The 23,280-nt window shown below is 62.9% G+C and carries 22 protein-coding genes; 7 read left to right on the plus strand and 15 right to left on the minus strand.

Annotated features, from left to right (window positions below; translation table 11 throughout):
- Positions 1-177 precede the first annotated feature (177 nt).
- From ACIPL0_RS23320 to ACIPL0_RS23330, 3 genes are all read right to left on the minus strand, one after another.
- Entirely contained in the window at positions 178-1,890 is a 1,713-nt protein-coding gene (locus ACIPL0_RS23320; RefSeq protein ID WP_400599635.1) for an ATP-binding protein, read from the minus strand.
- A 607-nt stretch (positions 1,891-2,497) separates the two neighbouring features.
- On the minus strand, positions 2,498-3,247 hold the full coding sequence (locus ACIPL0_RS23325; RefSeq protein ID WP_400599634.1) for an SDR family NAD(P)-dependent oxidoreductase: 750 nt from the start codon (positions 3,245-3,247) through the stop codon (positions 2,498-2,500).
- Positions 3,248-3,361: 114 nt separating this feature from the next.
- A complete protein-coding gene (locus ACIPL0_RS23330) occupies positions 3,362-3,955 on the minus strand; it encodes a TetR/AcrR family transcriptional regulator (RefSeq protein WP_400599633.1) in 594 nt (197 codons plus the stop codon).
- Positions 3,956-4,084: 129 nt separating this feature from the next.
- On the opposite strand from ACIPL0_RS23330, the gene ACIPL0_RS23335 reads away from it, so the two are divergent.
- Positions 4,085-5,062, plus strand: a complete 978-nt coding sequence (locus tag ACIPL0_RS23335; RefSeq protein WP_400599632.1) for a zinc-dependent alcohol dehydrogenase family protein — start codon at positions 4,085-4,087, stop codon at positions 5,060-5,062.
- Positions 5,063-5,104: 42 nt separating this feature from the next.
- Here the strand turns inward: ACIPL0_RS23335 and ACIPL0_RS23340 are convergent, their stop codons facing one another.
- On the minus strand, positions 5,105-5,770 hold the full coding sequence (locus tag ACIPL0_RS23340) for a glutathione S-transferase family protein (RefSeq protein ID WP_400599631.1): 666 nt from the start codon (positions 5,768-5,770) through the stop codon (positions 5,105-5,107).
- Positions 5,771-5,917: 147 nt separating this feature from the next.
- Between ACIPL0_RS23340 and ACIPL0_RS23345 the strand changes: the two genes are divergently transcribed.
- On the plus strand, positions 5,918-6,829 hold the full coding sequence (locus ACIPL0_RS23345) for a LysR substrate-binding domain-containing protein (RefSeq protein ID WP_400599630.1): 912 nt from the start codon (positions 5,918-5,920) through the stop codon (positions 6,827-6,829).
- Here ACIPL0_RS23345 and ACIPL0_RS23350 read toward each other — a convergent pair.
- Entirely contained in the window at positions 6,813-7,373 is a 561-nt protein-coding gene (locus tag ACIPL0_RS23350) for a TetR/AcrR family transcriptional regulator (protein ID WP_400599629.1), read from the minus strand. The two genes, ACIPL0_RS23345 and ACIPL0_RS23350, sit on opposite strands and share 17 nt — an antisense overlap.
- A 241-nt stretch (positions 7,374-7,614) precedes the next feature.
- On the opposite strand from ACIPL0_RS23350, the gene ACIPL0_RS23355 reads away from it, so the two are divergent.
- Positions 7,615-7,944, plus strand: coding sequence for a YciI family protein (locus tag ACIPL0_RS23355; protein WP_400599628.1), 330 nt, complete (start codon positions 7,615-7,617; stop codon positions 7,942-7,944).
- A 1,132-nt stretch (positions 7,945-9,076) separates the two neighbouring features.
- On the opposite strand, the gene ACIPL0_RS23360 is transcribed toward ACIPL0_RS23355, so the two are convergent.
- The 7 genes from ACIPL0_RS23360 to ACIPL0_RS23390 form a co-directional block, all read right to left on the minus strand.
- Positions 9,077-10,312 carry a Zn-dependent hydrolase gene (locus ACIPL0_RS23360; protein ID WP_400599627.1) on the minus strand — a complete coding sequence of 412 codons (1,236 nt, stop codon included), beginning with the start codon at positions 10,310-10,312 and terminating at the stop codon, positions 9,077-9,079.
- Entirely contained in the window at positions 10,309-10,800 is a 492-nt protein-coding gene (locus ACIPL0_RS23365; protein ID WP_400599626.1) for an L-2-amino-thiazoline-4-carboxylic acid hydrolase, read from the minus strand. The genes ACIPL0_RS23360 and ACIPL0_RS23365 overlap by 4 nt, the downstream gene beginning before the upstream one ends.
- Positions 10,801-10,883: 83 nt before the next feature.
- Complete coding sequence (locus ACIPL0_RS23370) at positions 10,884-12,035, minus strand: branched-chain amino acid ABC transporter substrate-binding protein (protein ID WP_400599625.1); 1,152 nt, start codon at positions 12,033-12,035, stop codon at positions 10,884-10,886.
- An 81-nt stretch (positions 12,036-12,116) separates the two neighbouring features.
- Positions 12,117-12,833 (minus strand): ABC transporter ATP-binding protein, encoded by a 717-nt coding sequence (locus ACIPL0_RS23375; protein WP_400599624.1) that lies wholly within the window; start codon positions 12,831-12,833, stop codon positions 12,117-12,119.
- Entirely contained in the window at positions 12,826-13,596 is a 771-nt protein-coding gene (locus tag ACIPL0_RS23380) for an ABC transporter ATP-binding protein (RefSeq protein ID WP_400599623.1), read from the minus strand. Before ACIPL0_RS23380 ends, ACIPL0_RS23375 begins: the two co-directional genes overlap by 8 nt.
- Positions 13,593-14,693, minus strand: a complete 1,101-nt coding sequence (locus ACIPL0_RS23385; protein ID WP_400599622.1) for a branched-chain amino acid ABC transporter permease — start codon at positions 14,691-14,693, stop codon at positions 13,593-13,595. Before ACIPL0_RS23385 ends, ACIPL0_RS23380 begins: the two co-directional genes overlap by 4 nt.
- Entirely contained in the window at positions 14,690-15,640 is a 951-nt protein-coding gene (locus tag ACIPL0_RS23390) for a branched-chain amino acid ABC transporter permease (protein ID WP_400599621.1), read from the minus strand. The genes ACIPL0_RS23385 and ACIPL0_RS23390 overlap by 4 nt, the downstream gene beginning before the upstream one ends.
- Positions 15,641-15,833: 193 nt before the next feature.
- Between ACIPL0_RS23390 and ACIPL0_RS23395 the strand changes: the two genes are divergently transcribed.
- A complete protein-coding gene (locus ACIPL0_RS23395; RefSeq protein WP_400599620.1) occupies positions 15,834-16,730 on the plus strand; it encodes a LysR substrate-binding domain-containing protein in 897 nt (298 codons plus the stop codon).
- Between the two features lie 395 nt (positions 16,731-17,125).
- Here ACIPL0_RS23395 and msrA read toward each other — a convergent pair whose 3' ends face one another.
- Together msrA and ACIPL0_RS23405 are read right to left on the minus strand one after the other, a co-directional pair.
- Positions 17,126-17,632: a peptide-methionine (S)-S-oxide reductase MsrA gene (gene msrA / locus ACIPL0_RS23400; protein ID WP_400599619.1), complete on the minus strand. Its 507-nt coding sequence runs from the start codon at positions 17,630-17,632 to the stop codon at positions 17,126-17,128.
- A 138-nt stretch (positions 17,633-17,770) separates the two neighbouring features.
- The gene (locus ACIPL0_RS23405; RefSeq protein WP_400599618.1) at positions 17,771-18,652 is read right to left on the minus strand and encodes an NmrA family NAD(P)-binding protein; all 882 of its coding nucleotides are present in this window, start codon (positions 18,650-18,652) and stop codon (positions 17,771-17,773) included.
- A 121-nt stretch (positions 18,653-18,773) separates the two neighbouring features.
- On the opposite strand from ACIPL0_RS23405, the gene ACIPL0_RS23410 reads away from it, so the two are divergent.
- A complete protein-coding gene (locus ACIPL0_RS23410) occupies positions 18,774-19,364 on the plus strand; it encodes a TetR/AcrR family transcriptional regulator (protein ID WP_400599617.1) in 591 nt (196 codons plus the stop codon).
- 109 nt (positions 19,365-19,473) lie between these two features.
- Positions 19,474-20,472, plus strand: coding sequence for a bile acid:sodium symporter family protein (locus tag ACIPL0_RS23415; protein WP_400599616.1), 999 nt, complete (start codon positions 19,474-19,476; stop codon positions 20,470-20,472).
- An 80-nt stretch (positions 20,473-20,552) separates the two neighbouring features.
- Here the strand turns inward: ACIPL0_RS23415 and ACIPL0_RS23420 are convergent, their stop codons facing one another.
- Entirely contained in the window at positions 20,553-22,118 is a 1,566-nt protein-coding gene (locus ACIPL0_RS23420; RefSeq protein WP_400599615.1) for a methyl-accepting chemotaxis protein, read from the minus strand.
- Positions 22,119-22,297: 179 nt separating this feature from the next.
- Here ACIPL0_RS23420 and ACIPL0_RS23425 point away from each other — a divergent pair, with 179 nt between their 5' ends.
- Complete coding sequence (locus tag ACIPL0_RS23425; protein ID WP_400599763.1) at positions 22,298-22,798, plus strand: heme-degrading domain-containing protein; 501 nt, start codon at positions 22,298-22,300, stop codon at positions 22,796-22,798.
- Positions 22,799-23,280: the final 482 nt, after the last annotated feature.

The following is a 23,280-nucleotide window of genomic DNA, read 5'->3' on the forward strand; positions in this document are numbered from 1 at the left end:
ACGATACTTCCAATCCTTGTAGGAGTGAGCTTGCTCGCGATGGCGTCCTTCCTGTTGGTAATGGTTTGGCTGACTTGCCGCCATCGCGAGCAGAGCTCACTCCTACAAAGAAACTGCGTCTGACGCGATGTAGCAGCCCGGCCTGTCAGAGGTGGCGTCAGACCGGACGAAATGCGATCAGCGCCGAGCCGCCGTCAACCGGCTCAGCCGCGCCGCGATGTCTTCGCGGCTGAACGGTTTGGCCAGCAGGTCGTAGTCATCGTCCCGGGACCGTTTGAGGTTGGCATAGCCGCTGATGATCAGCACCGGCAGGTCGGGGATCTGCTGGCGTAACTGGTGGGCCAGCTGGATCCCGGTCTGTTCGGCCATCATCTGGTCGGTGATCAGGATGTCGGGAGCAAGGCCATCCTCGACGAGCCGCATGGCTGCGGCACCGCTGGCCGCTTCGGTCACCTGATAGCCCAGATCCTTGAGCAGCAGGGCGGTGGTGTAACGCACCAGTTCTTCGTCGTCCACCAGCAGCACGCGGCTCGGCGATGTCGGCGCCAGGGCGGCGTCGGACGCAACGTGCGCGGCCAGTACCGGGCTTGAGGTCACCGGAAACCACAGCGAAATCCGTGTGCCTTGGCCGGGGGCCGAATCGATGTCGAAGCCGCCGCCGGATTGCATCGCCAGGCCCTGCACCATTGACAGGCCGAGCCCGGTGCCCTTGCCGGCAGCTTTGGTCGAGTAGAACGGCTCGACGCAGCGCTTGAGGGTGTCGGCGCTCATGCCGCAGCCGTTGTCGGCAATGCTCAGGCGAATGTAACGGCCGGCGTCGAGCACACTGGCGCGGGGGCCGGATATTTCTTCGCTGGCCGCCGCGATGGTCAGGCGCCCGCCGTCCGGCATCGCATCCCGCGCGTTGACAGCCAGGTTGAGCACGGCCAGTTCCAGTTGCCGGGGATCGACCAGCACCGGTGACAGCCCCGGCGCCATGGCGATTTCGACGGTGATGGTCGGGCCGACCGAGCGCTCGATAAGGTCGGTCAGGTCGCTGATCAGGGCCTGCAGATCAACCGCTTCGGGTTTCAACGTCTGCCGCCGGGCAAAGGTCAACAGACGACCCACCAGCATGCGCGCCCGGTCGGCGGCCTGCAGGGCGGCGTCGGTCAGTTTGTGCGTGCGCTCATCATCAATGCGCCGCCTGATCAGCTCCAGCGAAGCCATGATCGGCGTCAGCAGGTTATTGAAGTCGTGGGCGACACCGCCGCTGATCTGCCCGACCATTTCCATCTTGCGCGCCTCGTGCAGCTGCGCCAGGGCGGTTTCACGTTCGGCGACCATGGCCGCGACGCGCTGCTCCAGGCCTTCGTTCATCTCCCGCAGTTTGCGTTCTGCCGCCACACGCTCGGTGGTCTCGGTGACGATGCACAGCACGCCGCCCACCGCGCCATCAGCCTCGCGCACGGCCGAGTAGGACACGTCGAAATACACCGTTTCGCCGTCGCTGCCGCGTTCGATATAGAAAGGGCGGTCCTTGGCCGAGAAAGTCTGCCCGGTTTCACGCACGCCGCGCAGCAAGGGTTCAAGGTCGTCCCACAGCTCCGTCCAGTTCTCGATGGCCGGGCGTCCGAGCGCCTTCGGGTGTTTGTCGCCGATGGACGGGGCGTAAGCGTCGTTGTACAGGGCCACGTACTGCGTCCCCCAGAAAATCACGATCTGCGCACGCACGGGCAGGGTCGTTGCCATCAGGGTTTTCAGGGCAACCGACCAGGCGGCAGGTGGCCCCAGGGGAGAATCGTCACATATGGAAGTCCGCAGAAGGCTGCACACCTCACCGCCATTGTTCAGAAACCACAGATTTTCCCCGGCGTTGGCGCCAGGTTGCTTGCGATTGAGCTGTTCCATCGGCTTTGGGCACATTGTGGGTGAGGGCGGGCATGCGCTGTTAGAGCATCGCGGGTGTGCCAGCGTTCCGTAGATAGAGAGGCAGAATGATATTGAGCTTATTCGTTCGCTACCGGCTTTGCCATGGCGACGCTGTCGAACCTGTCTGTGGCAGGGTTTGCGGTGGTCAAGACGGCACGATTCAACGCGGATAAAACGGTGGGAGCGAATTCATTCGCGATGCGGCATTCCGGTCGATACATCGGTTGGCGACGGGGCTGCCCATCGCGAATGAATTTGCTCCCACAGGGATTGTGTCCGGCCATTCCACCGCCTTGCTCAATGCTGGGGGATCTCGACATTGTGCGCGCTGCAGATGCATGGGACTGCACCGGCGCGACGCCCTTGTAGGAGCTGGCTTGCCCTGCGACCGGCGACGTAGTCGTCGTAAACCCAGCGCATGCGGTTTACCTGACACGGCCAGTGCGCATGGTTTTACGACGACTTCGTCGCCGCTCGCAGGACAAGCCAGCTCCTACAGGGGGATGTGCGGCGGGTGCCTGTTCCATCGTCTTGCAGCGCATTGGCCTCCACCCATTACGGGCGGAGGCTTTTTTTTGGGGGCGGCTCAGACGTTGTAGCCGCCATCGGCATCGATGATCGCGCCGGTGATGTAGGAAGCCGCCGGGCTGGCGAAGAACAGGATGGGGGCGACGACTTCTTCCAGGCGGCCGAAACGCGGGAAGCACAAGCGAGAGATGAACGGTGCCAGTGAGTCGCGGGAGTGGGCGTTGATGTCGGTTTTCATGAAGCCGGCATGGACCACGTTGACGGTGATGTTGCGCTCGGCAAGGTCGCGGGCAACACCACGGGAAAAGCCGTCGATGGCGCCTCTGACGGCCGCGAGGTCGGAGAGGCCGGCGACGCCGACGCGGGTCCCGAGGTTGGAGTTGAGCAGGACGATGCGGCCGTCGTCGCTGATGACTTTCGATACGCTGCGGACTGTGGCCATGAAGCCGGTCGCCGCGACGTCCCAGAAACGCGTGAAGGCTTTGTCGTCGCGGTCAGGGTCGTCGATCCTGCCCAACTGATCGATCGAGGCGTTGCCGATGAGAATGTCGATGCGGCCGAAGTGGGCCATGACCCGGTCGATCAAGCCTTGCACCGCCGTCACATCGCCCTGATCCGCCTGAAATGCCTCGCCGCGCACGCCCTGTGCGCGCACCTGCTCGATCACGTCTCTGGCTTGTTCCTCGGCAAATACATAACTGATGGCGACGTCGGCACCCTGTTCGGCGAGTGCTTTGGCCGTCGCGGCGCCAAGGCCTCGGGAGCCTCCGGTTACCAGTGCGACTTTGCCGGTCAATGATTGGGTCATGCTCGATCCTGTAAATGGCTGAATGACAGGAGCGGCAGCCTAACCGGCAGCGGGCATGGCGATCATCGGGCGAGCCGCGATAACAGATATCGCGGTGCGGGATAAATCAGCGTGTCAGGCACCAGGCGGGTTGGCAGCGCTTTTCAGGTTTTCCCGGGTCGCGGCCACGATCTCTTCGGCGAGTTGCGGGTCGGTGGACTTGATCGCCCGCGCCATGGCCAGGCTGCCCATCATGCTGCACATGAAAAACAGCGCCTTGCGCCGCGCCGTATCGTCGGCAAAGGCTTCGGGCAACATGTCCTGCAGCAGGGCTGCCATGCCCTCAAAGCCTTGGGTGAAGGTGTGCTTGACCGCGTCATCCTGGGTTTTCATTTCGCAGGTATAGGCCGCCATCGGGCAACCCTCGGCAATAGTGTCGACATGTTCGGACGAGACGTAAGTGTCGATCACGGCGTGCAGGCCGTTGGCGGCAGTGCTGCGCATGGCTTGCCAGTCGTCGTGGCACTTTTGCAGAGACTGGCGGCAGGCCGCCTCGATCAGCAGGTTCTTGGATTTGAAATGCCCGTAGAACCCGCCCTGGGTCAGCCCGGCGCGTTCGCTGATCTGGGCGACGCCAGTGGCGGCGAACCCCTGTTCCTGAAACAGCCCTGAGGCTGCAGCCACCAGCGCGTCGCGGTTTTGGGCGTTTTGCTCTTTGGAAACTTTCACGCGGTCACTCCTGAATCACTCGTATCCATTTATTGCGATCACTTTCAATGGCGTGCATGCTATTAAAACCGATCGCCATGATAAGCGGCGGACAAAGACATTTGAACCCACCCACTCAGGTACTTGAGCATGAAAGCGATCCAGATCACTGCGTACGGCGATCCCCTGCAAGGCCTTGGTCTGGTCGACATGCCAGAGCCCGCCGCACCCGGGCCGGGCGAGGTATTGATCGGCGTCGAGTACGCCCCGGTCAACCACAACGACCTGCTGCTGTTCGGCGGAAATTTTCCGGTGCATCCGCCGTTGCCCAGTGTCGTCGGCAACGAAGCGGTGGGCATCGTGCTCGGCGTCGGTGCCGGGGTGGACAACGTCCAGGTCGGCGACCGGGTGACGCCGCCGCTGTACAGCTTTACCTGGCGCGAGCGCATGGTGATTCCTGCGGCAGGCTTGTTTGCCTTACCCGCAGACGCGGACCTGCAACAACTGGCGATGCTGCGCATCAATCCGCCGACTGCCGCACTGTTGCTCAGCGAGTTCGTCAATCTCCACCCCGGCGACTGGGTGGTGCAGAACTGCGCGAACTCCGGCGTCGGTCGGGCGGTGATCGCCATTGCCAAGGGCAGAGCGTTGCGTACGGTCAATTTTGTCCGGCGTCAGGAGCAGGTCGCCGAGGTCGAGGCGGCCGGCGGCGATCTGGTGCTGGTGGATGAAGACGGTGCGACCGAGCGGGTGCAGGGGTTGATCGGTGACGGTGCGGTGCGCCTGGCGCTGGACGGTATCAGCGGCGAGGCGACGGCACGGCTGATCAATGCGTTGTCTCAGGGTGGCGCGCTGGTCAATTACGCGCAGATGAGTGGCGACATGTCGGCGCCCGGCGACTTCAGACCGCTGATGCGCAAGAGCATCATCTTGCACAATTTTTATCAGGCCAAAAAAGAGTATGTGGCGAAGATCCCGCAGATTCTGCATGAGGCTGTCGCGCTGATCGCCGCCGGCAAGTTGCAGGTGCCGGTGGCGGCGGTGTACCCGCTTGCACAGGTCAAGGACGCGATCATTCACACCCGCAAGGGCGGGAAAGTCCTGTTGGCGATCAACGGCGCCCGCTGACCCGAGGTGAAGAGGCGCCATGAGGGCGCCTCGGAGAGCGACTCAGAAGGTGATGCCGAACGCCGCGAAGGCGCTGTCCATGCGCTGGTCGAGCAGGGTACGGGTCTGCTGCCAGGCGGGCACCTGGTCCAGCAGGCGTTGTTGCCAGGCCACGATGTGGGGGAATTCGTCATAAGGCAGGCGGGTTCTGGCCATCTGCGAGAACGGCGCGGCGATGTCGAAGTCGGCCAGCGTCACCTGCTCGCCGACCACGAATGCCTTGTCTGCCAGATACGCGTCGAGCATGGCCGCGTTGCTGCGGATGTTGTCGAGAATGAACGCCACCAGGGTCGGATCTTCCGCCACGCCCATGACCCGCTTGCCGATGCGCTCGTTGAACAGGCTGGAAGAAAACACTCGCCAGTGTTCGGCGGCCCAGAACATCCACTTGAGGGTTTCATAACGGGCGGCGCCCTTTGGCAGCAATGGCGAATCGAAGGTCTCGGCCAGGTACAGGTTGATGGCCGAAGCCTCGGACAGCACCAGTTGGCCGTGGACCAGAACCGGGACGCGACCGGCCGGGTTGAGCGTGCGGAACTCCGGGGTCTGGCTTTCGCCCTTGAGCAGGTCCACCGCAATGGCTTCAAAGGAAAGGCCCATGTGGGTGGCTGCGGTCAACACCCGGCGATAGCTGCCGGAACCGATGTCGCCGTAGAGATTGATGGTCATGACTGACTCCATGAAACGAGGGGTTGAGGACGTTACGCGGAGCGAGACTAACCAAGGTTTCCGGCGCCGATAATGGCCCGGGCGGCGATAAAATTTATCGCCGACACGAATAGATCAGCGGCGCAACGGCCGCGAACGAGAGGCGGTGTGGACAGATTTGCAGCGTTGGAGATTTTTGTCAGGGTGGTCGAAACCGGCAGCTTTTCCGGGACGGCCACCGAGCTGTCGATCAGCCAGTCGACGGTGAGCAAGCAGGTCAAGGATCTGGAAAACCGGCTTCAGGCAAGGCTGTTGTCACGGACGACCCGGCGCCTGTCGCTGACCGATGCCGGCGAGACGTTCTATGAACAGGCCAAAGGGATACTGGAGCAATATTCCATGGCCCTGGGCGCCACGGCCCATGCCCGACAGTCGCCGTCCGGCACGCTGCGCATCGCCAGCCCTATCCTGCTGGGGCGCAAACAACTGACGCCGCTGTTGCCGCGCTTCTTCGAGCGTTATCCGGGCATTACCGTCGAGCACCATCTGAGCGATTCGGCGACCGACCTGATTCGCGACGGCGTCGACCTGTCCATCCGCGTCGGTGAAATGAAGGACAGTTCCCATCAGGCGCGCAAGCTGGGCGCGTTTCAACCGGTCACCGTGGCATCCCCGGAATTCCTGCAGCGCTATCCGACGATTGCCCACCCACGGGACCTCGCAGCGGTGCCGTGCCTGATCTACCTGTCCCAGCCGATGCCGTACACGTGGTCGTTCACCGATGCGCATGGCGATGCATGCAGCGTGGACGTCGACGGTCCGTATCGCGTCAGCGTTTTCGAGGCGTTGTGCGAGGCAGCGCTCGCCGGGCTGGGTGTCCTGCGTGCGCCGTTGTCGGCCTGTGGCGCGGATTTGCAGGCCGGACGTCTGGTCAGAGTCCTGCCTGACTACAATGCCGCTTTCGTCCCCATCTACGCGGTGATGCCGTTGTCGTCCTGGATGCCGCAGAAAACCCGGGTGATGGTGGATTTTCTGGTCGAGGAGTTCCGTGGAAATGCTTGTCTCAATGGTCCGGTCTGACGCCTGCTTGTCCGGGAAACGCCTGCATGGCGACTGCGACGATTTCCAGCAACTGCGCCGCGCTTGCGCCGTCTCTGGCCTGCACGGCCAGCCCTCGGGACAGCGCATTGAAATAGCCGGCCAGCGCGGCGACGTTGGTGTCGGCAGGTACGTCGCCTTCATCGATGCCGCGGCGGATTCTGTTTTCCATCGCCTGCCTGGCCACGGCCCGGTGCTCGGTCATCATGTCGCGCACCGAATGCAGCGACGGCGGCACATGCACGCAGGCCACGGAAATCATGCAGCCGGCGGGCAGATCGTCGCGGGTGAATTCCGAGGCGGTGGCCTGCAGCAGGCGCTCGAACGCGGTGCAGGTGTCGGTGTCGCCGTTCAGGATGCCGCCGAACCATTCCCCGGATGCCTGCAGATAGGCGTCCGTCGCTTCGGCATAAAGCTGCTCCTTGCTGCCGAAGGCGTTGTAGAAGCTGGACGGGCTGATGCCCATCGCGGCGATCAGCGTGTCGAAGGAGGTGCCTTCGTAACCCGCGTCCCAGAACAGTTTCATTGCCTCTTGCACGGCCGTTGCCCGGTCGAATGAAGAGGGGCGGCCACGGCTGCGTTTCTTGGCTACGGATAATTTTGGGTCCATCGCTCCAATATTCCTTGACGAAGGGATTTTCAGCGCACTAGTATTGCATATCGGAGTAACCACTCCAAAAAACATTCTACCTTGTTCAGCGTTGCCCTCTGGTGGGGCATGACTTCCTGATCGCCCCTGAAACCAACGCTCTACCGGAGTGCAAACCATGATTGACGAAAACGGCCCACATTACTTTGTCGCCTTCCAGAGTCCTGGCCCTAACTGGGTCGCCGGGGTGAAATATAACGAGCAACCGCAGTTCATGGACCACGTGAACTACATGATCGAGCTGCACAAACAGGGGCGAACCATTCTCAGCGGACCGTTCATGGAGAAGGCCGGTGGCCTCAATGGCGTGCTGGCCGACGGCGGCATGACCATCTTTCAGGCGGCCGACCTTGAAGAAGCCATCCGTATCGGCAACGACGATCCGACGGTGAAATCCGGCATGCTCAACGTGGAAGTGAAAATGTTCTGGGTGCCATTCCACACCTGACGGACCGCCGCTATCGGCGATGGAAGAGAAGGGCGCATGCGGGTCATACGCCCTTTTTGCGTTTTGCGCGGTGCTTTATTTCAACGCCGTCCTCAACATCGCCGGCGTTGCTTGGAGTGATCTCGATGAAGTCATCCGAAACGGCACGACTCCCTTGTAGGAGCGTGGCTTGTCCTGCGACCGGCTGCGCAGCAGTCGTAAAATCTGCGCATGGGGTGTACCTGACACGGCCAGTGCGCATGGTTTTACGACGACTACGTCGCCGGTCGCAGGGCAAGCCAGCTCCTACAGGGGGGATGTGCAGCGAGTTTGTGTTGCGCGGCAGATGCGTGAGACCGCGTCGGCGGTGGTCATGACCGATGTGCTTGGTGGGCACGGCGGGGCGATGGTGAATCAGGCGCTGTAATCCGAAACGGCACGACTCCCTTGTAGGAGCGTGGCTTGTCCCGCGACCGGCGACGAAGTCGTCGTAAACCCTGCGCATGCGGTTTGTCTGACACGGCCAGTGTGCGTGGTTTTACGACGGGTTCCCCGCCGGTCGCAGGGCAAGCCAGCTCCTACAGGGGGATGTGCAGCGAGGTTGTGCGCGGTGAAGATGCGTGAGACCGCGTCGGCGGTGGTCATGACCGATGTGCTTGGTGAGCACTGTGGGGTGATGGTGAATCAGGCGCTGTAATTCAAATCGGCACGATTCCCTTGTAGGAGCGTGGCTTGTCCTGCGACCGGCTGCGCAGCAGTCGTAAAATCTGCGCATGCGGTGTACCTGACACGGCCAGTGCGCATGATTTTACGACGACTCCGTCGCCGGTCGCAGGACAAGCCAGCTCCTACAGGGGGGTGTGCAGCGAGGTTGTGTGCAGTGAAGGTGCGCGAGACCGCGTCAGTGGTGGTCAAGACCGATGTGCTTTGTGGGCACAACGGGGTGTTGAATCAGGCGCTTTAATCCGAATCGACGCGACTCCCTTGTAGGAGCGTGGCTTGTCCCGCGACCGGCGGGGAAGTCGTCGTAAACCCTGCTCATGCGGTGTATCTGACACGGCCAGTGCGCATGGTTTTACGACGACTCCGTCGCCGGTCGCAGGGCAAGCCAGCTCCTACAACGGATGCGGCAAGCAAGGGACGCGGCAAGTGGCTATTCCACCGCTTTGCTCAACATCGCCCGCAACAGCACGTTGGCGCCGGCTTCGGCCCAGTGCGGATGAATGTGTTCGGCTTCGTTGTGGCTGAGGCCGTCGACGCAGGGCACGAAGATCATTGAGGTCGGCGCGACGCGGCTCAGGTAGCAGGCGTCATGGCCGGCGCCGGAGATCATGCGCCGATGGCTGTAACCCAGCGCCTGGGTGGCCTGTTCGACATGCGCGATGCAGTCGCTGTCGAAGGCGATCGGCGCGTACTGGAAGATCTGTTTGAGGTCGTGTTGCAGGCCAATGCCTTCGGCAATCTGCGCGACTTTTTCGCGCAACTGGCCGTTGAGGATTTCCAGCACGGCTTCATCGGGATGACGGAACTCGACACTGAACAACACGCGCCCCGGCACCACGTTGCGCGAGTTGGGAAAGACGTTGACCCAGCCGACCGTGGCGCGGCCTTCGTCGCCTTGGGCAACACCCAGCGCGTTGACCGCTTCGACCACCCGCGCCAGACCCAACAGGGCGTCCAGGCGATGATTCATCGGTGTGGTGCCGGCGTGGGCGCTGCGCCCGGTCAGTTCGATTTCGTACCAGCGCTGGCCCTGCGCGCCCGTCACCACACCGATGGTGATGTCCTCGGCTTCAAGGATCGGGCCCTGTTCGATGTGCAGTTCGAACGCGGCATGGATGTCGCGGCCGCCCATGGGTTCCTCACCGGCATAACTGATGTTTTTCAACGCCTCGCCAATGGTGATGCCCTTGGCGTCGGTGCGCGACAAGCCGTATTCCAGGTCAAACACGCCGGTGTAGACGCCCGAGGCGATCATCGCCGGAGCAAAGCGCGAGCCTTCCTCGTTGGTCCAGTTGACCACTTCGATCGGGCGGTCGGTCTGGATGCCGTGGTCGTTCAGGGTGCGGACCACTTCCAGCCCGGCCAGCACGCCATAGATGCCGTCGAACTTGCCGCCGGCCGGCTGCGAATCACCGTGGGAGCCGGTCAGCACCGGCGCCAGGCTGTCGTTACGTCCGGCGCGGCGGGCGAACATGTTGCCCATGGCGTCGATGCGCAGGCTGCAGCCGGCTTCCGTGGCCCAACGGGCGAACAGGTCGCGGCCCTGGCGGTCCTCTTCGGTCAGCGCCAGGCGCGAGACGCCGCCCTTGGCGGTACCGCCGATCTGCGCCATTTCCATCAGCGAGTCCCAGAAGCGCTCGCCGTTGATTGTCGGCAAGTCGCTCATGACTTGGGCTCCTGGTCCTTGACCTTGTAGCGGAAGTTGCAGTGGCTGGCGCCCTGCATGATGGTCTGGGTACGAGTCAGTTCGACGTTGGGGTCGTAGCCGACGATGAACAATTCGTCGCGGTTGCACGACAGCAGGTGGCCGATCTCGCCCAGGCCCATCTCGTGGTACATCTCGGCGTAGCGGCAGCGATGCACGTCGTAGTCATAGTGGCTGGCGTCGCTGGCGATGATGTCGACCTTCAGCGCGTCGTCTTTCTCCCACAGCTCTTGCAGGGCGACGAAACCTTCCAGGCTGGCGCCTTCGGGCTCACGGTCGGCAAAGTACTTGCCGGCCTTCACCGCCGCTTGGGAAACCGCTTCGCCGATGACGGCCTGGGCGCTCTGCTTGCCGTAGTCGCGCACCAGTATTTCGTAGATAGGCTTGATGATCTCAGCCTCGATTCGCCGCCGGGCCAGGATGCCCAGTTCACCATCGACAGCGCTCATGTCAGTTCTCCTCGGTTCACGGTCCGGTAACGCGGCCCGTGCATGGCGGGCCGCGCTCTTGTCATTGTTTCAGCAGGATTGCATCAGGGCTTGCCGCCAGCGACGCTGACCGGCTCCCATTTGTCGGCCTTCACCTGGTAAACAGTGAAGGTCGGATTTTTCAGATTGCCTTCGTTATCGAAGGCAATCGGTCCGGTCACGCCCTGATAGTCGATGCCGCGCAGCACCGGCAGGTACTTTTGCGGATCGGTGGAGCCGGCTTTTTCCAGGGCCGCGATCAATACACCGACGCCGTCGTAGGCGAACGGTGCGTGCAGTTCGATGTGGGTCTTGTAGCGTTCGACGTAGGCCTGCTCGAACGCCTTGCCGCCCGGCATCTGCGCGATGGCCAGGCCCGGTTCCAGCGCGGTCACGCCTTCGCCTTCTTTCTGCGCCAGGGTCAGGAAGGTCTGGCTGACGAAGCCGCCGGCGCCCATCAGGGTCGCCTTGATGCCCAATTGCTTGATGCGACGGGCCAGCGGTGCGGCCTGAGCGTCGACGCCGCCGAAGAAGATCAGGTCCGGGTTCTTGCCACGGACGTTGGTCAGCACGGCGCTGAAATCCACGGTCTTGTCGTCGACGTACTCGCGGGACACCACGCTGCCGCCGCCGGCTTCGATGGATTTGACGAACTGGTCGGCCAGGCCCTGACCGAACGCGGTGCGGTCGTCGATCACGGCGATACGCTTGGCTTTCAGGGTTTGCAGGGCATATTTGCCGGCGACCTGACCGCCGTCATCGTCGTGGCCCATGATGCGGAAACTGGTGTCGAAGCCTTGCTGGGTGTACGCATGGCCGGTGGCGACCGGTGCGACCTGAGCGATGCCGGCGTCGTGATAGACCCGTGCCGCCGGAATGCTGGTGCCGGTGTTCCAGTGGCCGACCACGCCGACCACGCCGGCATCCACCAGACGCTGAGCCACAGTGACCGCGGTGCGCGGGTCGGACTGGTCATCTTCGGACACCAGTTTGTAGGTGACCGCTTCACCGCCGATTTTCGGATGGCGCGCGTTGGCCGCATCGATGGCCAGTTGCGCGCCGTTTTCCAGGTCCTTGCCGATCCGCGCCGACGGGCCGGTCAGTGGGCCGGCCAGGCCGATCAGCACCTGTTGGTCGGCCTGGGCCACGGCAGCGGCGAGGCTGCTCAGGACCAGACCGGTGACGGCGGCGTGTTTGAAAAGGGCAGCTAGTTGCATGTTGCATTTCCTGTGTGGGGTCGCGGCTTCGTTCGACCGCGATGCCTGTGTTGACACGCCGGAAGCCCGGTAGCGTTGGATTCATTCACCCAGGTACGCGGCGCGTACCTGAGGGTCATTGATCAGCGTCGAGGACGGGCCAGACAGGCTGATGCGGCCGCTGTCCATGACGTAGGCACGTTCAGTCACCTGCAAGGCCAGCCGAGCGTTCTGCTCGACCAGCAGCAGGGTCATGCTGCGTCGGCAGACCTCGGCGATGACCTGGAAGATCTTCTCCACCATCACCGGTGCCAGGCCCATGGACGGCTCGTCGAGGATCAGCAGGCGCGGGCGCGAGAGCAGGGCGCGGCCAAGGGCGAGCATTTGTTGCTCGCCGCCGGACATCAGCCCGGCCGGCTGTTGCAGGCGACGGCGCAGGTGCGGAAACCAGTCGAGAATCTGTTCGATTTCATCGCTGATCGCCGCGCTGTCGCGGCGCAGGTAAGCGCCGGCCTGAAGGTTTTCCAGCACGCTCATGCGCGCGAACACGCCGCGACCTTCCGGCACCATCGCCAGCCCCTGGGCCAGACGCTCATGGGCGGGCATGCCGCGCAACGAGCGGCCGTTGAAGCGGATGTCGCCGGCGCTGCTGGCGATCAGGCCGGTGAGGGCCTTGAGGGTCGAGGTCTTGCCGGCGCCGTTGGAGCCGATCAGGGTAACGTGTTCGCCGTCCTCGACCTTCAGTTCCAGTGCCTTGACTGCCTGAATCGCACCGTAATGCACGTCCAGTCCGCTGATGTGCAGCAATGGTTCAGTCATGCAGACCGCCTCCCAGATACGCTTCGATCACCGCCGGATTGCGGCGTACTTCCTGCGGGGTGCCTTCGGCAATCACCAGGCCGTGGTCGAGTACGGTGATGCGGTCGCACAGGCCCATGACCAGCTTGACGTCGTGTTCGATCAGCAGCAGCGTGCGACCGTCGTTGCGGATCTTTTCCAGCAGTTCGCGCAGTTGCAGTTTCTCGGCGGCGTTCATGCCGGCAGCCGGCTCGTCGAGGGCCAGCAATTGCGGCTCGGTGGCCAGCGCCCGGGCGATTTCCAGACGCCGCTGATGGCCGTAGGACAAGGTGTCGGCGCGGCGCTCGGCCAGTTCGCCGATGCCGACGTAGTCCAGCCACTGTTGCGCGATGCGCCGGGTGTCGGCTTCTTCATCACGGGCCCGGCGATGACGGCTGATGGCAGCCCAGACGCCATTGCGGGTGCGCACGTGGCGGCCGACCATGACGTTTTCCAGCGCGCTCATGGCATTGAACAGGCGGATGTTCTGGAACGTGCGGGCGATGCCGGCCTGGGCGACCTTGTGCACCGAGGACGGCTCATAAGGCTGGCCCGCCAGGGCGAATTGCCCGGCGTCGGCTTGATACAGGCCGGTGATGACGTTGAAAAAGGTGGTCTTGCCGGCGCCGTTGGGGCCGATCAGGCCGTAGACCTGGCCGGGTTGAATCAGCAGGTTGACGTCGCTCAATGCGCTGACGCCGCCGAAATGCTTGCTGACCCCTTGAATCTGCAACAGTGCGCTCATCGTGCCGACTCCCGTGCTGCAGGCCAGACCCCGGCGGGGCGATACAACATGACCAGAATCAGGGCCAGGCCGTAGAACAACTGGCGAATGATCTCCGGATCGACCAGCACCTGACCGAACAGCGACTGCTGCAGGGTGCCCATGCTGGCGCGCAGCACTTCCGGGAGCGCCGCGAGCAACACGCAGCCGAGAATCACCCCGGGAATGTGGCCCATGCCGCCGAGCACGACCATGGCCAGCACTGCCACCGATTCGTTGAGGCTGAAGGATTCCGGCGACACGAAGCCCTGGAACGAGGCGAACAGCGCGCCGCCGACACCGCCGAAACTGGCGCCGATGGCAAAGGCCAGCAGCTTCAGACGACGGGTGTCCAGGCCCATGGCTTCGGCGGCGTCTTCGTCTTCGCGAATGGCCATCCAGGCGCGGCCGATGCGCGAATCCTGCAGGCGCAGGCAGGCGAAGATGATCAGCACCGCCAGCAGCGCGAACAGGTAGTAATAGAGGTAGACCGAGGCAATCCGGAAGCCGAACAGCTCCTGGGTCCGTGCCAGACTGACGCCGAACAGCTGGATCGGGTCCACCGAAGAAATGCCTTTCGGGCCGTTGGTGATGTTCAGCGGGCGATCCAGATTGCGCATGAAAATGCGGATGATCTCGCCAAAGCCAAGCGTCACGATGGCCAGATAGTCGCCGCGCAGGCGCAGGGTCGGCGCGCCGAGCAACATGCCCAGCCCGGCAGCGAGCAGGCCGGCCAGCGGCACGATCAGCCAGATCGAGGTGTGCAGGCCCTGGGGCAGCGCCGCTGCCAGCGCCGGGAGCTGCGTGAGCAGGTGCGGCGAGGACAGCAGGGCGGCGACGTAGGCGCCCAGCGCATAAAAGGCAATGAAGCCCAGATCCAGCAGGCCGGCATAACCGACCACGATGTTCAGGCCCAGCGCCAGCATGATGTACAGCAGAGCGAAGTCCAGCGTACGGACCCAGGCGTTGCCGCCGGAATAGCCAGCAATCCACGGCGCCAGCAACAGCGCGACAGCGAACAGCAGGGCGCCGTAACGGGCGCGGCGAGCCGGTTGAGCGATAGCGATCAGCAGGCTCATGCGCGCACCGCCAGTCGCTCGCCGAGCAGTCCCGATGGGCGCAGCACCAGCACGGCGATCAACACCATGAAAGCGAACACATCCTGATAGTTGCTGCCGAACACGCCGTCAGTCAGTTCGCCCAGATAGCCGGTGCCCAGGGATTCGATCAGGCCCAGCAGCACGCCGCCGAGCATCGCGCCCTTGAGGTTGCCGATGCCACCCAGCACCGCTGCGGTGAAGGCTTTGATGCCGGGCAGAAAACCCATGTAGAAATGCGCGCTGCCGTAGTTGCTGGCCATCATCACCCCGGCCAGTGCCGCGAGGGCGCCGCCGATGGCGAAGGTCAGGGCGATCACCGCGTTGGGGTTGATGCCCATCAGGCTGGCGACTTGCGGGTTTTCCGCAACCGCGCGCATGGCACGGCCCAAGCGGGTGCGGTTGACCAGCAACAGCAGGCCGCCCATGACCAGCATGGCAATCACCACCGTGACGATGGCCGTGACGTTGGTGATTGCCGGGGCGTGCAGTTCATCGCCGTGGGTCACTTCGATGGGGTCCAGCGGCAGCAATTGCGGGAACACCTGCGGGTTGCGACTCCACAGCAGCATGGCCACGGTCTGCAACAACAGCGACACGCCCAGGCCGCTGATCAGCGGGGCCAGGCGCGGGGCGTTGCGCAGACGACGATAGGCGACCCGTTCGATCAATCCAGCCAGCACGGCGCAGGCCGCCATGGCGATGACAGCGGCGATCATCAGCACCGCCAGATCGGGCAGGCCGGGAAAAGCACCTTGCAGTAGGTGGATGGCTGACAGGCCGATCAGTGCGCCGATCATCAAGACGTCGCCATGGGCGAAATTGATGATGCGCAATATGCCGTAAACCATGGTGTAGCCAAGCGCGATCAGCGCGTACAGACTGCCCAGCACCAGGCCGTTGAGCAGTTGTTGGATGAAGATATCCATGAAAGCAGTGGGGCCTTGAGTCAAACGTCGTCGGAAGCGACAGGAACAGGGCGGCACACTAGGTAATCATTCTATATTTATCAACTCACAAAAAATTATAAGGATATAAGCATTTTGTTTTTGTCATTTAGTTCGGTCTGTAGGCGGTTTTGTCGGGGTTTTCAGTCTGATTGTTTAAAGATAAACTCAACACATGAATAAAATAGAACAGTTGGATAATGATCCACCCCTGCGTGCCGTACGCACCTTCGAAGCCTTCGCCCGTCATGGCGGTGTCAACGCGGCGGCGCGGGAGCTGGATGTCTCGCCTTCGGCCATCAGCCATCAACTGCGCTTGCTGGAGGAGTTTCTTGGCCAGGCGTTGACGTCGCGGCAAGGGCGCAACCTGATCCTCACCGACGAGGGGCGCGAGTACTACCGGGCGATTCGCTCGGCGTTCGCCGTATTGCGCAGCGCCACCGAGCATGTCCGCGAACAGTCGGCGACGCGGCAGGTCACTATCAGCCTGATTCCGCTGTTCGGGATCAATCTGTTCATTCCCCGGCTGGGCGAGTTTCTCGTCGAAAACCCCGGCGTCGATGTCAACGTCACCTACGCCAACCATCGCAGCTACCCCAGCGATGCGGCCGACATTTCCATTCGCTTCGGCACCGGGCATTGGCCGGGGTATCACAGCGAACCGCTGATTTCCGGTGAAGTGACGGCCTGGTGCAGCCCTGAACTGTTGGAGCGACTGGGGCCTGTCGATACACCGCAGCGGCTGGTCGATCTGCCGCTGCTGCACGACGAAGAGCGCGGCACCTGGGCGCAGTGGCTGCAGAATATTGGCGTGCGGCACCCGGGGGCGTTGCAGGGTTTGCTCTTCGAAGACGGCCAACTGGCGCTGACTGCGGCGTTGAATGGGCTGGGTTGCGCGCTGTTGCGCGAGCCATTGGTGGCACCGCTGCGCGATCGCGGCGAGTTGGTGAAGCTGTTCGACCATGCGCTGAACGACGGCCGCGCCTACTACCTGTGCCGACGTGCCGATGGCGAGCTGTCGCGGGAAGGGCTGAATCTGTACAGCTGGATCAAGCGGGTGTTGTTGATGTGATCACGGCGCTGTCCACTGAACACCGCGAACCTTGTGGGAGGGAGCCCTGCTCGCGAAGAGGTCATGTCAGTCGATGCAGTGTTGTCTGGAATGACGCTTTCGCGAGCAGGGCTCCCTCCCACAAGGCCTAGTTGCCCACGAAGTTTTGACAGGCTCACCCGTACAGGTGGTTTTTCAGTTTGTTGTCGATGCCGCCGGCAGCCGGACTGCTACCAGGCTTTTGATTCTGGCCGAAGGCCTGCAGGAGCTGGCTTGCCCTGCGACCGGCTGCGCAGCAGTCGTGAATTCGGTAAATTCGGTCTGACAGGCATATCGCATGCACAAATTTCACGACTGCTGCGCAGCCGGTCGCGGGACAAGCCACGCTCCTACAGGTTGTTTCGTGTCAGCGGAAATCACCCGCGCACAGGCAACTTCCAGTCCTTGCGGATGAAGTGACAGGTGTAGCCGTTGGGAATGCGCTCCAGATAATCCTGGTGCTCAGGCTCGGCTTCCCAGAACGGGCCCGCCGCGCTGATTTCGGTGACCACCTTGCCCGGCCACAGGTCGGAGGCGTCGACGTCCTTCACGGTGTCTTCGGCCACGCGTTTCTGCTCTTCATCGAGGTAGAAAATCGCCGAGCGATAACTCAGGCCGATGTCGTTGCCCTGACGGTTGGGGGTCGACGGGTCGTGGATCTGGAAGAAGAACTCAAGAATCTGCCGGTAGCTGATCACGCTCGGGTCGAACACGATCTCGATGGCCTCGGCGTGGGTGCCGTGGTTGCGGTAGGTGGCATTGGCGACATCGCCGCCGGAGTAACCCACGCGAGTGGAAATCACGCCGGGATAGCGGCGCAGCAGGTCCTGCATGCCCCAGAAGCAGCCGCCAGCGAGCAGGGCGGTTTCAGTGTGCGTCGTCATGGTTCGAATCCTCGAAAAAAACCGTGCGCCAGTGTGCTCGCCCGGCGCGGCTGTCCGCAATAGTCAGCAAAAAAAGCAAAAGCCCGCGACCGGAACCGGTGCGGGCTTGCCTGTTGCGATGGCTTCGCAGGCGGACAATCAGCCCTCGAACAGCTCACGGTGCAGCGACACGAACGCTTGCACGGTCATCGGCGCCTGGCCGGTGACTTCGGCGATGATGCGGTCTTCGCCTTCGAACACACCATGCTGATAGTCCTGAGCCACTTCGATCAAATGCTGGCGCAAGAACGGTGGCAGGCCGGCTTCGGCCATTTCCAGGTCATATTGCTCCAGGGAGATCGGCACGTAAGTGATCTTGCGCCCGAGCACTTCACCAACGGCATCGGCCACGCCCTGTTGGCTCAGCTCGACCGGGCCATTGAGGTTGTAGGTTTTGCCGGCATGGGCCTGTGGCTTTTCCAGGATCGCGGCAATCAGGCGTGCCTGGTCTTCGGCAGCAATCGGCGCGTGACGGCCGTCACCGAACGGCAGGCGAATTTCGCCGCGTTCGACGATGTGGCTGCGCCAGTGCGGGTAGATCAGCCACTGGGCGAAGTAGGTCGGGCGGATGTGGGTCATGGCCAGGCCCGACCAGTCGAACACGCGCTCGGCGGTGTAGTGGTTCAGCGCGGCGTTGCTTTTGGCGACACGGCGCGCGGAAATCTGCGACATGTTGACCACCGCTTTCACACCGGCTTCCTGGGCCGCCAGGGCAAACTTCGACGACGCTTCGATCAGGCCCGGCGCGATGGAGTAGACGAAGTAGGCGCTTTCGATGCCTTCCAGCGCGGCACGCAGGGCATTGAGGTCCAGCAGGTCGCCGATCACGACTTCAGCGCCCAACTGGCGCAGCGCTTCGGCACGCTGGTCGTCGCTGCGCACCATGGCACGCACGGCGAGGCCTTTCTCGCGAAGGGTTTCGACGGTTTTGCGGCCGGTGAAACCCGCAGCGCCGGTAACAAGGATGGTGGCTTGAGTCATGACAGTGTCCTCTCGGGAAGCGTCGTTTACAGGATGAACGGGGGTTGTATGAAGCTCGTAATCTATTAAGATGGCGATCACCATCTAATGTCAACAGGTCTTCGGATGAAAGGTGTTTTCGATGCGTAAAACGAAGCAGGAAACAGCAGCGACCCGGCGCCGTATCATCGCAGCGGCACGGGGTGAGTTTCGTCGGCACGGGATCGCCGGCAGCGGGCTGACCGCATTGATGGCTGCTGCAGGCATGACCCAGGGCGGTTTCTACAAGCATTTCCAGTCCAAGGCGCAACTGGTGGCCGAGAGCACCATGGCCGGTGTCGACGAATTGCTGGAGGGGTTGGGCGCGTTGCCGCCCGAAGAGGGGCCTGCCGGGGCGTTCAATGCCACGGTCAACGGCTATCTGTCCTTGGCGCACCGCGATGGCGCCAGCGGCTGCCCTTACGGCGGACTGGGCAGCGAGTTGGCGCAGGGCGACGAGCAGGTGCGGGCCTCGGCGGTGGCGGGATTTGAACGGATGATCGCGTTGCTGTCGCGGCAGATCCCGCCAGGCGAGCAGGCCTCCAGCAGGGATCAGGCATTGCTGAGCATGTGCGCGATGATGGGCGCTCTGACCGTGTCGCGGATGGCCGACGGAGAGGCGTTATCCGCCGAAGTGTTGGCAGTGGTAAGCCGTCAATTGATCGGTCATGTCGGGCAGCAAGCGACAAATTGACAACGGATGTGTCCGTTTGCCGCTATATCCGGGCCCGTTGGCGATAGTCGGTCGAAGCATGTCGCGCTAGAGTCACCGTTACGATTTTCTGTAACAGCGGATGATAGACATGACCCGTCCTCGCTTCTTGCCTGACAACTTCACCCTTGCGCTGGTCACGGTGGTGCTCATCGCCAGCTTTCTGCCGGCCAGCGGCCAGGTCGCCGTCGGTTTCGGCTGGCTGACCAACATCGCCATCGGCCTGCTGTTTTTCCTCCACGGCGCCAAGCTGTCGCGGGAGTCGATCATTGCGGGCGCCGGTCACTGGCGTCTGCATTTGCTGGTGTTCAGCCTGACTTTTGCGGTGTTTCCGCTGCTGGGCCTGGCGCTCAAACCGCTGCTGTCGCCGCTGATCGGCAATGACCTGTACATGGGCATTCTGTACCTGTGCGCCTTGCCGGCCACCGTGCAGTCGGCCATTGCCTTCACTTCGCTGGCGCGCGGCAACGTTCCGGCTGCCATTTGCAGTGCCGCAGCGTCGAGTCTGTTCGGTATCTTCCTGACGCCGCTGCTGGTGACCCTGTTGCTCAACGTCCACGGCGACGGCGCGTCGACCCTCGATGCGATCATCAAGATCAGCGTGCAACTGCTGCTGCCATTCATCGCCGGCCAGATTGCCAGACGCTGGATCGGCGCCTGGGTCGGCCGCAACAAGAACTGGCTGAAGTTCGTCGATCAGGGCTCGATTCTGCTGGTGGTCTACGGCGCGTTCAGCGAGGCGGTGAACGAAGGCATCTGGCACAAGATTCCGCTGCTGAATCTGGCCGGTCTGGTGCTGGTCTGCTGCGTGGTGCTGGGGCTGGTGCTGGTCGCTTCGACCGTACTCAGCAAGGCCTTTGGCTTCAATCAGGAAGACCGCATCACCATTCTGTTCTGCGGTTCGAAAAAGAGTCTGGCCACCGGCGTACCGATGGCGCAAGTACTGTTCGCCGGCAGCACCATGGGTGTGTTGATCCTGCCGCTGATGCTGTTCCATCAGATCCAGTTGATGGTCTGTGCGGTACTGGCCCAGCGCTATGCCAAGCGCGAAGAGTCGGTGCCGGAGATGATGGGGCAGGTCGATCCGTAAACTGTTTGCCTGAATGGCGCGCCGGGTGATCAACCCGGCGCACATCGTTTCATGCTTGGGCCATCGACGACGCCGCCTGTTCAGCGCGAGAAGCGTTCGGCCAGGCTGTGCAGGTATTGCGCCATTTCCTCCAGCTCGCGGCTGATGGTCGAGCCCTGCTGCGCCTGGCCTGCGCTCTGATCGCAGAGCACGGCGATGCGGTTGATCTGCTGATTGATGCTTTCGGCGACGTGGGTCTGTTGCTCCGACGCCGAAGCCATCTGCTGGCTCATGCCGGTGATGCGCGTCACCGCTTCGCTGATCCCGCTCAGCGCCTGCTGCACCGCTTCGACGCTGGCCACGCTTTCCTGTGACATGGTCTGGCCCCGAGTTGCCGTAGCCACGGCGCGGGTGGCGCCTTCGCGCAGGTCGCTGATGATCCCCTGAATCTGTTCGGTCGAAGACTGCGTACGCGAGGCCAGCGAGCGCACTTCATCGGCGACCACGGCGAAGCCGCGGCCCTGTTCGCCGGCTCGCGCCGCTTCGATGGCGGCGTTGAGGGCGAGCAGGTTGGTCTGCTGGGCGATGGCGTTGATCACGTCGACCACGCTGCCGATGGACTGGGTGGCGCCCGCCAGCTCGCCGACTGCCTGACCGATTTCCGTCACCGAATTGGCCATGTGCCGGATCGCCAGCAGGCTGTCGTCGGCCAGGCCGCGCCCTTGTTGCGCCAGGGCATCAGCCTCTTGAGCTGCGGTAGCGGTGCTTTGCACGTTGTGGGTGACTTCCTGGATGGTCGCTGCCATCTGGTTGATCGCCGTGGCCGACTGATCGGTTTCGCTGCGCTGTTGGTCCAGCGCCTCGGCCTGTTGCAACGACAGGCTGGCCGACTGCCCGGCGCGTTGTTTGACGCTCTCGCCGGCATCCACCAGGCGGGTCAGGGCGGTTTGCAGGCGCGCTTCTTCGCTGAGCAGAGCCAGATCCAGTTGCGCCTGCGGCCCGCGATTGTCGCTGTAGGTCAGGGCGATCAGCGGATCGGAGAAGGCTTTGGGGTGCTCCCGCAGGATGGTTTTCAGGGCGCGTTGCTGGCGCAGTTCGAGAATCGCACTCAAGGCGATCAGCGTGATCAGGGTCACGGCCATCGTGGCATGGTTGTCGAGCAGGTAATTGGCACCGGTAAGAATGATCGCGGCACCGATCAGCGGCAGTTGCCGCCACAGGTTGAACGCCAGCGTGCCGACCTTGGACACCGCCGGCTTGCCCGCGCGCAGCCGCGCATACAAGGCATCGGCGCGGCGCACCTGATCGCGAGTCGGCAGTGAACGCACCGACTCGAAACCGGCCAGGCGGCCATTCTCATAAACCGGCGTGACGTAGGCGCTGACCCAGTAGAAATCGCCATTCTTGCTGCGGTTCTTGACCACGCCCATCCATGGCTTGCCCTGTTTGATCGTGGCCCACATATGGCCGAACACCGACGGCGGCATGTCCGGGTGACGGACCAGGCTGTGCGGCTGGCCGATCAGCTCCTCGCGGGTGAAGCCACTGATGGCAACGAACGCGTCGTTGCAATACGTGATGCGGCTGTCGAGATCGGTGGTGGAAATCAGCCGCTCATCGGCGGCGAAAGTTCGTTCCTGCTGAGTAACCGGCATATTCAAGCGCATATGAACGTCTCATCCGTGAACAGCTGACCCAGTAGGTGTAGCACACGCAAGGCAATGCGCTGGCCCATGGCCAATATCGCGCTGACGGGATGTCGATCGGTAGCGGTGCGGCTTACCTGCTACGCTACCGCGCTGATTCAACCCCGCCCGACAACACCGACAAGAAGGCCTTTCACTTCATGGACAGCGCACGCCGCGAAGACATCCGTCGCATTTCCCTGCAGGAGCAGACCCTGCAATTCGACAGTTTCAATAAAAACACCGCCTGGGAACTGGGTACGCTGCTGAAAAATGCCAGCGAACAGCAGGGCGTGGCCGTGACCATCGAGATCCGCCTGTGTCGGGAGACGGTGTTTTTCTACGCCATGCCCGGTACGGCGGCGGAAAACAGCGACTGGGCGCGGCGCAAGCGCAATGTCGTGGAGATGCTGGATCGCAGTTCGTATGGCGTCGGGCTGTCGCTGGATGAACAGGGCCAGTCACTGGAAAACCCGATGGGTCTGCCGTTGCGTGACTACGCCAGCCACGGTGGCGGCTTCCCGATCCGGGTGCGCGGTATGGGGTGCATTGGTGTGGTCACCGTGTCCGGCCTGCCGCAGCGTGAGGACCATATTCTGGTGGTGCAGGTGTTGGCGCAGATGTGTGGGATCGATCCGCAGAGCCTGGTGTTGCTGGATTGAGAGCGACTGGGTGCTTGGTCCACTCGTAGGAGCGCGCTTGCCCGCGATCGGCTAGGTGTGCTTGGGATCGCATGGTCTGGCGTCGAGTTGCGCGGACCCTTGTAGGAGCTGGCTTGCCCTGCGAGCGGCGACGAAGTCGTCGTAAATCCTGTGCATGCGGTGTGTCATTTGGATTGCTGAGTCTGCTAACGCAGCCTGTTTCGCCTGGCGGCGAGTTACTTGGAAAAGCCCCAAGTAACCAAGGGCTTTTCTCCCCGCCATACGGTGCCTCGCCACAGGCTCGGCATGCCCTCACTCCGGCGACGCTCCGCGGGCCCGCCGCGAATGGGCCATCCATGGCCCACGCGGCTCTCGCGGCATCCATGCCGCTCGACCCACTCCACATCACCTGCGTTCGGCCTTCTGGGACGGGGCCCCAAGATCAAAAGCTGAAAAGCAAAAGCCAAGCGAGCGCATTCCCTGTGGGAGCGGGCTCGCCCGCG

Source organism: Pseudomonas sp. NPDC090208, from assembly GCF_044746785.1.
GTDB lineage: Bacteria > Pseudomonadota > Gammaproteobacteria > Pseudomonadales > Pseudomonadaceae > Aquipseudomonas.

Bases quoted from the DNA above. Each gene is read 5' to 3' on its own strand.
- ACIPL0_RS23320 (WP_400599635.1), bottom strand. From the start codon at position 1,890: ATGGAACAGCTCAATCGCAAGCAACCTGGCGCCAACGCCGGGGAAAAT.
- ACIPL0_RS23325 (WP_400599634.1), bottom strand. From the start codon at position 3,247: ATGACCCAATCATTGACCGGCAAAGTCGCACTGGTAACCGGAGGCTCC.
- ACIPL0_RS23335 (WP_400599632.1), top strand. From the start codon at position 4,085: ATGAAAGCGATCCAGATCACTGCGTACGGCGATCCCCTGCAAGGCCTT.
- ACIPL0_RS23340 (WP_400599631.1), bottom strand. From the start codon at position 5,770: ATGACCATCAATCTCTACGGCGACATCGGTTCCGGCAGCTATCGCCGG.
- ACIPL0_RS23350 (WP_400599629.1), bottom strand. From the start codon at position 7,373: ATGAAACTGTTCTGGGACGCGGGTTACGAAGGCACCTCCTTCGACACG.
- ACIPL0_RS23355 (WP_400599628.1), top strand. From the start codon at position 7,615: ATGATTGACGAAAACGGCCCACATTACTTTGTCGCCTTCCAGAGTCCT.
- ACIPL0_RS23360 (WP_400599627.1), bottom strand. From the start codon at position 10,312: ATGAGCGACTTGCCGACAATCAACGGCGAGCGCTTCTGGGACTCGCTG.
- ACIPL0_RS23365 (WP_400599626.1), bottom strand. From the start codon at position 10,800: ATGAGCGCTGTCGATGGTGAACTGGGCATCCTGGCCCGGCGGCGAATC.
- ACIPL0_RS23370 (WP_400599625.1), bottom strand. From the start codon at position 12,035: ATGCAACTAGCTGCCCTTTTCAAACACGCCGCCGTCACCGGTCTGGTC.
- ACIPL0_RS23375 (WP_400599624.1), bottom strand. From the start codon at position 12,833: ATGACTGAACCATTGCTGCACATCAGCGGACTGGACGTGCATTACGGT.
- ACIPL0_RS23380 (WP_400599623.1), bottom strand. From the start codon at position 13,596: ATGAGCGCACTGTTGCAGATTCAAGGGGTCAGCAAGCATTTCGGCGGC.
- ACIPL0_RS23385 (WP_400599622.1), bottom strand. From the start codon at position 14,693: ATGAGCCTGCTGATCGCTATCGCTCAACCGGCTCGCCGCGCCCGTTAC.
- ACIPL0_RS23390 (WP_400599621.1), bottom strand. From the start codon at position 15,640: ATGGATATCTTCATCCAACAACTGCTCAACGGCCTGGTGCTGGGCAGT.
- ACIPL0_RS23395 (WP_400599620.1), top strand. From the start codon at position 15,834: ATGAATAAAATAGAACAGTTGGATAATGATCCACCCCTGCGTGCCGTA.
- msrA (WP_400599619.1), bottom strand. From the start codon at position 17,632: ATGACGACGCACACTGAAACCGCCCTGCTCGCTGGCGGCTGCTTCTGG.
- ACIPL0_RS23405 (WP_400599618.1), bottom strand. From the start codon at position 18,652: ATGACTCAAGCCACCATCCTTGTTACCGGCGCTGCGGGTTTCACCGGC.
- ACIPL0_RS23410 (WP_400599617.1), top strand. From the start codon at position 18,774: ATGCGTAAAACGAAGCAGGAAACAGCAGCGACCCGGCGCCGTATCATC.
- ACIPL0_RS23415 (WP_400599616.1), top strand. From the start codon at position 19,474: ATGACCCGTCCTCGCTTCTTGCCTGACAACTTCACCCTTGCGCTGGTC.
- ACIPL0_RS23420 (WP_400599615.1), bottom strand. From the start codon at position 22,118: ATGCGCTTGAATATGCCGGTTACTCAGCAGGAACGAACTTTCGCCGCC.
- ACIPL0_RS23425 (WP_400599763.1), top strand. From the start codon at position 22,298: ATGGACAGCGCACGCCGCGAAGACATCCGTCGCATTTCCCTGCAGGAG.